Origin of the sequence: Novipirellula rosea (assembly GCF_039541335.1) — a bacterium.
Lineage (GTDB): Bacteria > Planctomycetota > Planctomycetia > Pirellulales > Pirellulaceae > Novipirellula > Novipirellula rosea.
Window position 1 is genome coordinate 1 of the sequence record NZ_BAABGA010000082.1, and the last position, 12716, is coordinate 12716.

At 54.6% G+C, this 12716-nt stretch carries 8 protein-coding genes; 6 read left to right on the plus strand and 2 right to left on the minus strand.

Going from position 1 to position 12716, the window contains the following annotated elements; genetic code table 11:
• Positions 1–783 precede the first annotated feature (783 nt).
• From ABD971_RS26925 to ABD971_RS26935, 3 genes are all read left to right on the plus strand, one after another.
• Positions 784–1428 (plus strand): hypothetical protein, encoded by a 645-nt coding sequence (locus ABD971_RS26925; protein ID WP_345326934.1) that lies wholly within the window; start codon positions 784–786, stop codon positions 1426–1428.
• Positions 1429–1446: 18 nt separating this feature from the next.
• Entirely contained in the window at positions 1447–3450 is a 2004-nt protein-coding gene (locus ABD971_RS26930) for a hypothetical protein (protein WP_345326935.1), read from the plus strand.
• A 219-nt stretch (positions 3451–3669) separates the two neighbouring features.
• The gene (locus ABD971_RS26935; protein ID WP_339937642.1) at positions 3670–4176 is read left to right on the plus strand and encodes an FKBP-type peptidyl-prolyl cis-trans isomerase; all 507 of its coding nucleotides are present in this window, start codon (positions 3670–3672) and stop codon (positions 4174–4176) included.
• Between the two features lie 100 nt (positions 4177–4276).
• Here the strand turns inward: ABD971_RS26935 and ABD971_RS26940 are convergent, their stop codons facing one another.
• Complete coding sequence (locus ABD971_RS26940) at positions 4277–4975, minus strand: NAD-dependent deacylase (protein ID WP_345326936.1); 699 nt, start codon at positions 4973–4975, stop codon at positions 4277–4279.
• 284 nt (positions 4976–5259) lie between these two features.
• Here ABD971_RS26940 and ABD971_RS26945 point away from each other — a divergent pair, with 284 nt between their 5' ends.
• Both ABD971_RS26945 and ABD971_RS26950 read left to right on the plus strand, forming a co-directional pair.
• Positions 5260–8172 (plus strand): DUF1553 domain-containing protein, encoded by a 2913-nt coding sequence (locus ABD971_RS26945; protein WP_345326937.1) that lies wholly within the window; start codon positions 5260–5262, stop codon positions 8170–8172.
• Between the two features lie 76 nt (positions 8173–8248).
• Positions 8249–9616, plus strand: a complete 1368-nt coding sequence (locus ABD971_RS26950) for a DUF1501 domain-containing protein (protein WP_345326938.1) — start codon at positions 8249–8251, stop codon at positions 9614–9616.
• Between the two features lie 43 nt (positions 9617–9659).
• Here ABD971_RS26950 and ABD971_RS26955 read toward each other — a convergent pair whose 3' ends face one another.
• Positions 9660–10664 carry a hypothetical protein gene (locus ABD971_RS26955; RefSeq protein WP_345326939.1) on the minus strand — a complete coding sequence of 335 codons (1005 nt, stop codon included), beginning with the start codon at positions 10662–10664 and terminating at the stop codon, positions 9660–9662.
• Between the two features lie 213 nt (positions 10665–10877).
• Here ABD971_RS26955 and ABD971_RS26960 point away from each other — a divergent pair, with 213 nt between their 5' ends.
• A complete protein-coding gene (locus ABD971_RS26960) occupies positions 10878–12653 on the plus strand; it encodes a hypothetical protein (RefSeq protein ID WP_345326940.1) in 1776 nt (591 codons plus the stop codon).
• Positions 12654–12716: the final 63 nt, after the last annotated feature.

Here is a 12716-nt window from a genome sequence, read left to right on the forward strand (position 1 = left end):
TTGCCGGATTTTTAAAACTCTCTTGCAGCTTTGCTGCAAGAGAGTTTTTTTATGCGCCGTTGGGAAATCTCAATAGACGTTCCCCCCACAAAGCTTCACCCTCCCCCCGGGAGGGTCGGCCGCGTTAGCGGCCGGGGAGGGTGGTGAAACCATGCTTGCACAATCCACCGCTAACACCCCGAGCCCCACCCAGAGCCGGCTACCGCCGACTCTGACCTCCTCAAAGGGGAGGTGAATTCTAATTCACCCTCCCCCTGGGAGGGTCAGCCGCGATAGCGGCCGGGGAGGGTGGTGAAACCATGCTTGTACCGTCCATCGCGAACACTCCGAGCCCCACCCAGAGCCGGCTACCGCCGACTCTGACCTCCCCACAGGGGAGGTGAATTCTAATTCACCCTCCCTCTGGGAGGGTCGGCCGCGATAGCGGCCGGGGAGGGTGGTGAAACCATGCTTGCACCGTCCACCGCTAACACCCCGAGCCCCACCCAGAACCGGCTGCCGCCGATTCTGACCTCCCCAAAGGGGAGGTGAATTCTAATTTACCCTTCGCCCTAGGAGAGTCGGCCGCGAATACGGCCGCGGAGGGCTGATTGCCTAAATTCAGTACATTCGCGTCCGCAACCCAACGACGATTTGCTATGAAGATTGCGTTGTATTTCAGCGGGGAAAATTAATATTTACCGCCAATCACTCTATTGCTTGGCGAGTGATTTTCTATAGATAGGACAGGCTAGTTTGGCAGTTTTAGCTACTTGTGTTATCCATACAGCAACACGTGAATCGATGTGCGATTTTGATAATAACACGCGTCCGGTTTGGCCCTATCTTCGGCTTCCGTTACATTCGCTTGTGCTCTCGAGTGCGATCACCATTCCATGCTGGATTGGATTTCGCTTTTTTGGCCATGGCGACTTCTCCGATGAGAATGGATGGATTGAGAATGCTCAATTTGGGACGCTTGGCTGCGCATTTATTGTCGGTGTTCTGGCGGCAATTTTTTCTAAAAAGCGGGTTTGGATCTGTATCGCCGTGACCCTTTCCGCAGTTGCCGCATTCGGCTGTGCGAGAGAGCTTCCTAACAGTGAAACATTGGGATACGTATCAAGTATTACGTTAACACCGAGGTCAAAAGAACTGATTTTCGGAAGCTCCGCGATTGCCGCGTTCGTGGCGACGCTGGTGATGTTTGTTCAGCAGCGGCAATTGCTGTTTCGGCTCTGGCATCCTAGATTTTCTTGGCCCGCGTTTCTTTTTCTAAGTTGTTTTGCGATTGCGGAACTTAGTGAAGAATTTAGCTGGGTTTCGTTTGAAGAGATCGTCGAAATCTACGCTTACACGCTTCTTCTATTCGTGAACGCGTGGATATTCCGACTGGCGTTACAGGGTGGTCATCTTGGTGATCCAATTCAGTCGTCAACGTTTCGCTGATTTTAGATCGAGGTAAATTTGGCACTTAGGCACTTACTCGCTGAACATGCGGTCCTTGGCAACCCTGCGGAAAATTTTGCAGCCCCTACGCGTGTCACGAAGATTCGCGAACTTGGGCGGGGACGTGCTGCGACTGCAGAACTCGTTGAAGCCTGCTGGGACGATGGCCGCTGCGAGCGATGCGTCGAAAAGGTATTTGATCCAGGCTTGCTAACACGCCTCATTTACCGGATCGCTTTTGCATCCCCCTTTGCATACAAGGTGAATCGCCATGCGATCCTCGCGTGTTTCTATCGCCGCCGTGTCGTCGCGACGCTTTTAAAAGCCGCAGATTCGTCCGTCCGTGTCGCCCATCCACTGTATGTCCGTTTTGATCCGTCGCGGCGGTCTTGGATTCTAGCGGCGGAATGGATTGATGGACGAGGACCGATACCAAAATCCACGGGAATGATAGCTAACGATGAGATGAAAACGTTGGTGGACCAGATGCATCGGCTGGAGCGACTGCTGATCGATTGCGGATTATATGGATCTGGATGGCAGGTTGCACCCAACTCTTTTGTATCTACCGCCAACCTATTAATGCCACTCAAACCGAGCCTCACGCTTTACCCTCCGTCGGCGAATGATGCCAGCGAGACTCGCCCCTTCGTCATCATCGATTTGGAATCGGGTATTCCCGCAGTTTTGTTACCTCGTTACCTATTTGCGGCCTGGCGAAACGGATCCGTTTTTCCTTTTGATGACTTAGATCGCGAGACTTTATTAACGTCTTCAAAATCGATTCAAGATTCACTGCGGTTACGTGGCCAAACTGCACTGGCAGATGAATTCCAAAATGACATCAAGCAATTGGTGGAATGCACGCAGCGGTGGAAAGATTCGGAGATCGCACCTTTTCGAAAACCGTGGCGGTGGTTCTCCAGCAGCAGGCAAAATGTTTACCGCCAAGAATCCATCATTCGCTATGCCAATGAAGGATTGGCTGATGACATTGGGCGTGAGCGGCTCACACGCAATATTTTGTTTTGGATGTGCTTTTCGTTGATCGGGATTCTGCCCTTTTCGCTCGGACGTCGACTGCGGAAATTGATGGGATGCGATCGTTACCGCCGTACAGTTTGTCGTACTGCAATACGGAGTGTTCGCGAAGTTCGATTTCGAACGGTTATCCTGCGTCGTCACCGAAGTCGGATCACACGGCAATGGGAAACGGACCGGCGACTGCCTCGCGGGAATCTAAGGCAACGTTTGGGGCCGATCTCCTTTGCATGGCACCGATTGGTCTCGGCGCTCACCACTCCGCAAATTCATCGAGTGATAAGTGATCCTCATCGGCGGCGACTTCAGTACCGCCGAACAATCGCAATATTGTCGAGTGCTTGTTATCAAGCTAAGGCTGGACGGCGAACATTCGAGCGATTTGTCAGGACCTGGGAAACTCGCGGATGGATTGGGAAGGACGAAGCCATCCGGTTGCGAGCAAATTTCAGTGGCGAGCGGATCAGCGTTTACTCTCGCGGTCTTGCGAAGCACTTGGCCATTAAAACCTTGTCCCCGATCTTCGCGCCAATAAAGGTTGGCGGCGTGACACTTTATCTTTCCGGCGGAAGTATCTGGTATGCCGTTGCTGCGTTTTTAATCCTGCCGACCATGCGAACCGCCGTCACGCTCATGAGCATGTGGAGCAATCGAAGGGCTGACATCCCTCACGGTGTCGCGTTTGCGGTTGGGACGATCCCTACCCTGGGCTCGTCGGCGTTCATCATCCAAATGTGGAACGCCGACAAGGCGATATCGGCGTTCTTGATCCGCGATACCGCCATCCGGATTGGCCGCCGTCTGCCGATTTACGGTGGTGCCGACTCACGCACCGAACATGCGATGTTGGCGTTAGCAGATCGTTTCGTAAATCGATTACAGTCGACGAGCGACTGCGGCGGTGCAAACCAAGAGACGACTTCGCAAGAAATGATCGAAAGCCTGCCGTCAGCGGCATCAAGTCAGCGTCGCGCCGCATAGGCAACTCGTCACCAATCAATCTTTCTTTTCAGCGTGGTGCAGGCAACCGAATGGTTTCGGGAGATTGCGTGAGCTGAATTTGCGGTGGCAGCGAACGAAATCTCACGGTTGATCTCGCCTCGATTAGCGCACAGGGCCGGCGTACAGGGTCGGCACACGCTGACTGTGCATTCTGCTATGATTTGCCGATCACAAATTCACTCGTTTTCTCTGTTTAGGATGTTTCGCATGCTGAAAACTGCATTGCTTTTGTTGCTATTTGTCTCCATGACCGTTGGCGCTAACGGCGACGAAGTTCCTGCGGACGACAAGGACTCGAAACTGAAGCCAGGTCCTGTTGACCCTCAAGAAAAAGATAAGCCTGGCGCGATCGACGATGACGCGAAGGCCGAGTTCAAGAAAACCGACTCCGGCTTGAAGTACCGAATCCTACGCAAGAGCGACAAAGCGAAACCGACTGCGAAAGACAGTGTCGAAGTCCATTACAAAGGCTGGCTAGACGACGGTTCGATTTTCGACAGCTCCTATCGTCGCGCTTCCAAGATTTCGTTTCCACTGAGCGGTGTGATCAAAGGTTGGACCGAAGGCATGCAACTTGTTGGCGAAGGGGGAATGATCGAACTCGAGATTCCATCGGAACTTGGTTATGGCGCACGGGGTGCCGGGGGTGTGATTCCGCCCAATGCAACGCTGCATTTCGTCGTGGAACTGTTCGAGATCAAATAACTCGCTGGCACAGATCCACATCCATTGAAGAAATTTGAATCCCGGTCAACCTGCGTCATACGACGAGGCGGCCGGGATTTTTTTTTCGCAGCCTGGCTGCTCAATCGAGATCCAAGCTTTTCAGAAATGCAGGCACCTCGATACTGGCTTTGCCTCGAATCGATTTATCGAACTCACTGGAGTTTGGTGTGTCGTCGAGATTGATTTCAATTTTCCGGCAACTGGGCTTGGTTTGCCGAACGATGCCGGCGGCGGGATAGACGACTGCCGAGGTTCCGATCGCGATGAACAAATCAGCCTGGCTTGCCGCTTCTTGGATTTGCTCGAGCCCCAACGGCATCTCGCCAAACCAAACGACGTGGGGACGCAGCGTTCCGCGAATCTCAGGCCGAGTGGGATGGGGCGTTGACTGATCGAGATCATCTCGCCACGGAAAGATCTCTCCCGTGCGGACGCAGCGAGCTTTCAAAAGTTCTCCGTGCATCGCCAACACAAGCTTGCTGCCTGCGCGCGTATGCAGATCGTCGATATTTTGCGTCACGAGTAAAAAATCGTCTCGTTGTGCCGCTTCAAACTCAGCCAAGGCTCGATGAGCCGCGTTGGGTTGGATTTTTGCATCCAACAAACAATGACGTCGCTGATTATAGAAATCGTGGACCAAGGCCGGATTCCGCTGAAACGCTTGGGGCGTGGCGACATCTTCGAATCGGTGCCCTTCCCACAATCCATTCGCGTTACGAAAGGTCGGCACGCCCGATTCAGCGGAAATTCCGGCACCGGTCAAAATCAGAATCTTCATGGATGTCGAATTCGTTGGTGTGATGTAACAAACGGGGAAACGGTTAGGCTGGAGTTTTTCAGTAAATTGCCGTCTCTAAATGCTTCACAGCGGTGGCCCAAACGGCTATCGGGATTGCACCCAATGGTTGCTGTCGACCTGTGTGGCGAGCTTCGATTTCTATTGTGCAGGAATAATCCGTCTGTGCTAACCTAGGAGGGTGCCGAAACAACCATAATCAGCTCTTACGGCCGCTCCCGCCTCCATCGACGTCCATCCTCGCCCGCACTCGATAGACTTACGCTATGGCCACAGCTTCCACCTCGATGAGCCGTCGTATCATTCTGTCCGCTGGTGTTGTATTTCAATTCGCTTTTTTTTCGCTGGCGGCATGGTCTCAGGAACCAGGATCGGTCGACTTTTTTGAGAATCGCATCCGTCCTGTTTTGGTCGAGCATTGCTACGAGTGCCACTCAGCGGAATCGGACGATCTTGGCGGATCGCTGCTACTGGATTCTTCGGGCGGCATGACAAACGGTGGCGATAGTGGACCGGCCATCGTGCAGGGAGACCCGCGGGCCAGTTTGTTAATTTCCGCCATCCGCTATGAATCAACCGAAATGCCGCCTCAAGGACAGTTACCGGCCAAGGTGATTGCGGATTTTGAACAGTGGATTTCTGCTGGAGCGATCGATCCGCGAGACCAACCGCCGGCAATCGCCAAAACGAAACCCGCGATCAACATCGAATCGGGGAAGCAATTTTGGGCATTTCGCCCGATCGACGCTCCGGCGATCCCCCTCGCGTCACCCCCTTCTGAAACATCCGCGACTTCCGCGTCCAGCGAGCGTCCTCGTTCTTGCGGTTCGCCGATCGACTGTTTTTTGGATGAGAAACTTGCGAATGCGAAGATTGACGCCAGTGAACTTGCGGCGCCGGACGTTCGCCTGCGACGACTTTGCTTTGACCTCACCGGACTTCCTCCGAGTATCGATTTGCAACAGGCGTGGAGCGAAGATCCATCCCCGCAACATTGGATTCAGATTGTCGACCGATTGCTAAGCTCCATTGAGTTTGCCGAACATTGGGCACGCCACTGGATGGACCTAGCCAGGTACGCCGACAGTAACGGAGCTGACTTTAATGCCACCCACCACGACGCTTGGCGTTATCGCGACTATTTGGTCCGCTCGTTTGCCGATGGCCGATCGATTGACGAAATGATCCAGCAACAGATCGCTGGCGATTTGTTACCCTCCTCGAGCGATTCGCAGCGATGGGACAACCTTGTCGCCACGACGTTTCTGATGTTGGGGACAAAGATGCTGAGCGAACGCGACAAAGACAAATTGGAAATGGATGTGGTCGACGAACAGATCGACACCGTCGGCCGTGCGTTTCTAGGACTGACGTTGGGATGTGCTCGCTGCCACGACCACAAATTTGATCCTGTGCCGATGCGAGACTACTACGCATTGGCCGGTATTTTTCGCAGCACACAAACGCTCAACGGTGAAAGCCAGCAGTACGTCAGCACGTGGAACAAAACGCCACTGCCGACCAGCGACAAACGCAAAAAAGCGTTGGCGGATCACAAACAACAACAGAAATCGCTCGAGGACAGTTTGAAGCAACTCGGCAAAGAATTGGCAGCACTGAAAGAACGCATCACGCACCGCGGGATCGTGATTGATGACGAAGAAGGCAAGAAGTCAGGACAATGGAAAGCGTCAACGCTTTTCCACACCTTTGTTTCCAAAGGTTATGTGCACGATAACAACGGCGACAAGGGAAAGCTTTCGATTCAATTTTCAGTGCGACTGCCCGAGTCAGGACGCTACGAAATCCGCTTAGCAGGTTCGCCTGGTTCCAATCGTGCATCGCAGGTTCCCATCACGATCAAGGATGCCAGCGGCGATCATGACCTGTTTGTCAATCAACGAACCGCGGCAATCGATGAAATCTGGAACTCACTAGGCGAGTTCCAGTTTAACGCAGATCAAGACGCCATCGTCACGATCCGCAACACCAACACCGATGGCTATGTGATTGTAGACGCGATCCAATTTTTGCAGATGGACGCAGCGAGCGAGTCAGCAGACAAGGCAAAAACGGATCCTCGCATCAGCCAAGCAGTCGAGCAAAAAAGCAAAGAGCGTGAACATGTTCAAGCAAAGATCGCGGAGCTGAAAAAGAATCCACCAGAGCCACTTCCTTTGGCGATGGCACCGCGAGACCGAAGCAGCGACATGATTGCAGACTGCCCGATTCATATTCGCGGCGAAACGGCGAACTTGGGCGATCGCGTGCCACGCGGCTTCCTGCAAGTCTGCAGTGGCGGGAGCGCCACGATCGCGTCACCTCGTGGCAGCGGCCGTTTGGAATTGGCTGATTGGTTGACCGACCCCGACAATCCACTTGTGGCTCGAGTGTTTGTCAATCGCGTTTGGATGCATCTGATGGGCGAAGGGATCGTCCGGACGGTCGACAATTTTGGCGTGCAGGGTGAACGTCCCTCGCATCCTGAACTACTCGACTTTCTTGCATCCGATTTTCTGCGAGGTGGTTGGCAAGTAAAGCCGTTGATTCGCAGCATCGTTACGACTCAAGCGTACCAACGTTCGTCAGCGCTGGACTCCATTTCAAATCAGATCGATCCCGAGAATCGGCTGCTTTGGCGAATGCATCGTCGGCGATTGCCTGCCGAAGCGATCCGCGACACGATGCTTGTCGCCGCGAACCAGCTCGACCGCACGCCGCGATTCGAGCCGATGAAAGGGATGGGGGTGCTCGTTTCGAACAACAATAGTGACAGTAACTCCGAGATTGGATCGATTTCCCAATCATGCCGCACGCTGTATATGCCAGTTGTTCGGGGTTATGTGCCGGCATTGGTGACCGCACTCGATGCAGCGGATCCCGACTTGTTGGTAGGCAAACGTCCGACCACAAATGTGCCTGGCCAAGCGTTAGTGTTGATTAACAGCCCCGAAATCAAGCAGTGGTCCGAGGCGACGGCAAAACGAATCTGCAGCGATCACTCCGATTTTTCGTTGCGGATCGAAGCAGCCTACCGATGTTGTTTTCAGCGGATGCCAACAGCGGAGGATCGTGAGCTTGCCACTGATTTTTTCGCTGGCCAGCAAAATTCAACTTTGCGATGGCATGCCTTTATCGCCGCGATGTTTGCCGCGACCGAGTTCCGATTACTCGACTAGCCTTCCCCAAATACATTTGCTCGCGATTGAACTTGCCGCCTCGAATTCACCCCGCCAATTCTCCCACGGTCCGACCATGACTTTTTCACGACGACGCTTCAATACAGCTGCTGGGATCGGATTGGGGTCGCTCATGGTTTCCGCACCTTCGCTAATTTCGCGTTGCTCCGCCGCGGCAGTCGAAGTGCCTCACGTGCCGCCCCAAATCAAACGTGTGATCTTTTTATTTATGCATGGCGGTCCAAGTCACATCGATACCTTCGATTACAAACCGATGTTAGCAAAGCAGGATGGAAAGCCACTGCCCTTTGCTTTGCCACCGAACATTGACGCGGCCCCGACGCTGATGAACGGGCCGTGGAAATTCAAAAAACGCGGCGAATCGGGGCTTTGGGTCAGCGATCTGCTGCCTCACATGGCATCCGAAATCGACTCGATGTGTGTGATCCGTAGCATGCACACGAAAGGGCAGTCGCATGGGCAAGCCGTCGGCATGGTTAATACCGGCAGCGACAATCTAGTGCGTCCGAGTGTGGGAGCATGGATCAGTTACGCGTTGGGCAGCGGTCATCCTGATTTGCCAGCGCATGTGGCGATCTCGCCCGCGACGGCGCATGGTGGCCCACGCAATTACGGCGCCGCGTTTCTGCCGGCGATGCACCAAGCGACCGTGATCGGACGCAACGGCCGGTTTGGCGATGGCAAGATTCCATTTCTCGACAGCCGCGAAGACGAAGCATCATTACGTGATCGATTCGATCTCATTCAAGCGATGAACCAGCGGCATTTGGCTCGCAGTGGTGCGGATCGAGAAATCGAAGGGGCCATCGAAGCGGTCGACTTGGCATCGCGAATGCGAAATGCTGCACCCGAGGTAATGAACCTGAACAACGAATCCGCGGCGACGCTGCGAGATTATGGGATCGGTGAAAAGACGACCGATTCGTATGGTCGCGGATGTTTGTTGGCGCGTCGATTAGCCGAAGCGGGCGTACGATTCATCAGCGTCAGCAGCGGCCAAGTATGGGACCAGCATGGCAATTTAAAAGACGGTCACAACAAAAACGCAGCGGCCACGGACTTGCCGGTCGCAGCGCTGATTCGTGACCTAAAACGCCGTGGTTTATGGGATGAAACGCTTGTGGTGTGGGGTGGCGAGTTCGGCCGGACGCCGGTGGTGCAAGGCAAAAATGGACGCGACCATAATCCCCAAGGCTTTACGATGGTGTTGTCCGGCGGCGGCGTCAAAAGCGGGTTTGCGTATGGCGAAACGGATGATTTTGGCTACTACGCCCGGACCAATCGCGTGCACATGCACGACCTGCACGCCACCCTCTTGCACTTGCTAGGGATTGATCACACTCGCTTGACGTACCCCTACGCGGGTCGCGATTTCCGCTTGACCGATGTTGCAGGCCGTGTCGTCGAGGAGATTTTGGTGTAGCGAAAATCCACGACCAGGACGCTACACCACGCATAAAACTGGATCAGCTTACCTTGGTCAATTTTTCGAGCGGCACGTAGTAGCGAACATAGCGGCCTCCGTCACTGAACCGCTGTCCTTTTTGATTTTCGACCAACACCGTTGCTCGCCGCGTGATGCGATTGACGCGTCCGAGCATGTTATGTCCATCGTGCACAAAGCGAACTTGATCTCCGACGCGAACGTCGAACTTGATCAATGCGCGCTCGCGTTGGGTAATCAGATCGTGCCGATAATCACGATGGTCAAAATAGCGACTGGCAATCGATTGGAAGCGTTTTTCGTTACAATTCCCGCTGTTCCAAATCAGCATTTCGATCAGGTGAGTGAACTCATGTTCGGCGATCCGCTGCATCGCTTCGAGTCGATTGCGACAAACGCGGCCTGTCACCTCGACGGGCCGGTCCACGTCCTCGAACGTCTGGAACAGTAACGTGGAAGAGAGGATCAATTCGAAGTTGCGTTGCCGATTGATGCCGTGGGGATAGTGAGTGACTAATTTGCCGGCCACTCGCGTCATCCGTGACGAGAAACCAAACGACAATCCTTCGGCGCGGGCGGTCGGCAAAATTTTCCCGGCAAAGAACCGCTCGTCGTACATTTGGATCATCCGCACCAGGTCATCACGTCCAACCTTGGTGAAGTTAGGGCGGCTGATCAAACGGCTCAGTGAGAGCGTCTGGTCATAGATTTCGCGCTGCCAGGCATGAATTTGGCTGGTGGTGAAGCGGCGTGACGCCACTTCGTCAGCCAATCGCTGTAGGACAGCCGAGTCACGCGGTGGGATCGGCTGGGTGCCCCCGACGGCAGCGGCCCCGACGGTAAAGGGGGCCGCAGCCCGCTCGCGAACCGGTTGGGCCGTGGGGGAGGTTGGTTTTGCGGCTACTGGCCGAGCCGATTGTTGGGGCTTGGCGGCATTTCGTGTCGCAGGGGCAGGGGACGACTTTGCCGCCGGCTTGCCAGCGGAACGGTGGCTTTGCTGCGAAGACTTTTTAGCCGGTTGATTCATCATTCACCAAAACAACGAGTTGATTTCAGACGTGAAATAGCTCAGTGAAACAGGTTTTGCCAGTTCAACTGTTCCCTTTTCACGTTTTTTCTCGCTCCGGAGCTTGAGAATTGTTTGACGCTTCGCCCCTGTGTCTGAGATAATAGAGCAAACCAACTCATCTCAGGCCACATCGATTTCGACGGTGTGCATCGCATCTCACGGGTAAATTGAATGATTCATCGCGCGACAACCCACATCGACTCGTCGCATCCGCACTCGCATGAACGCCTTGTCGCCTTGTTTTTGGCGATGTTGGTCGCGGCGATGGGCTACTTTGGTGTGCAAGTCCATGGGCAAGAAGCAAAGTTCGATACGATCCCCATGAACGATGCTTTCAAGAAAGAGTCGACGGTCAAGCGGATGGAACGCGCAGCTGGCTCCTTTGCCAGCCACCGTGGCGACATCAACGCGTTTGCAGATAAACGTGTGGCGGAGGTGTATTTCAGGACCTATTTGCCTGCCAAGATGACTCAGCCCGATGCGTTAGAGGAAGTCTCGCAAAGCGTTCAAGAGATGATGGGATACCTCAGCCGTGCGCAGCGAGGCGGAGCCCCTGCGGGTACCGAAATCTTGAAGTGGGTATTCTATGGGATGAAACCGGTCGCGGAGGGAAATTACGCTCCGATCGCTCGCATCAACGCGACATTGGTGTTGGGCCGATTGGACATGGTTCCCGCGGATCTGCTGAAGCAACAGCCCCCTGTGCCGCTATCGTCCTCGCTTCCGATTTTGATCAACTTGTACGAGGACGAGAACAATGCCGAAGGGATTCGCGCGGCCGCTTTGCATGGAATTCGCCGCTATGTGACCTACGGTTTTTCCAGGCTCAACGATAATCAACGGACCAAAATCACCCAACTGATGACCGAATTACTGGACGCTCCGGCCCCGCCGAATCGCAGCGAAAAAGCCCATGCGTTTCTGCAGCGTTACGCGGTCGATATCCTCGATTACGCCCGAACGAGTGCGTCTCCGGACTTAGCGAAAAAGTTGGTCAGCATCAGTACGGATCAGAGCCGCCCCAACATGATCGCGGTGTATTCGGCTGCTCGTGCAGGAAAGATGAAGGAGTTGAAGGGCCAAGTGGCCTCGCCCAGCGACGTGCTTGAGAGCTGGTCCGCACGTGTTTGGTTAGCACTTCAAGACGAAGTCAAACGACTCAAATCGCTTGAACGCCCTAGGCAAGCTGCGATCCAACCCTCCACACCCGATTCGCACCTACGGCTCACCGACGAACCGCCCAAACCGACCGGAGGACGAATGGGCATGGATGGCATGGACGGAATGGAAGGTTCGGACCCCGGAATGATGGCCTCAGGAGGCATGGAAAGCGACATGGGAATGGACATGGGCATGGACGCGAGCTACGGGATGGAAGGCGATATGGGCATGGACATGATGGAAGGATACGGAATGGGAATGACCATGGCACCTGTTGCAATCCCGCAAAAGCCCGAGGTGACAGCATCCCGCAAACGACTGCTGCATATCATCCAACAATTGCACGTCGGTGCGAGCGGAGCCCCAAGCTTGGGCATCCCTAAAACGCCTGCGGGATTGCTAGCATCGGTCGACGCGAAAGACAAGGTCATTGTCGAAGAATGGCTGGCGGCCATGCAGGGCGTCGTCGAAGCTTTGAACGACCAGTCGAAGTCGGATGAACCGCTATTTATCGAAGGATTGACGGTACAAATTGAAGTTTTGAAAGACATGGCTGGCCCGACAGCGATTGAAATCGAGCGAGCGAAAGCCAAAGAAATGGAGCTGGCCGGCATCGCAGTGGATGTCGACGCGGCCGTGATCGAGCCCTCACTGGAAGAGGCGGCAAACATCGCAAAACCCGCCGCCATTGACGCGGCAGCCGTCGCTGCTCCGGCCCCCCCAGCGGCTCCGGCAGAGGCAGCAGATGATGCGGATGCGCTGCCATCGCTGGACGACTTGCAATAGCGACTGCGGGCCCATCAGAGCCCCAAAACGCCATCGCTATCGAGCCATCCGGCTTGCCATTAC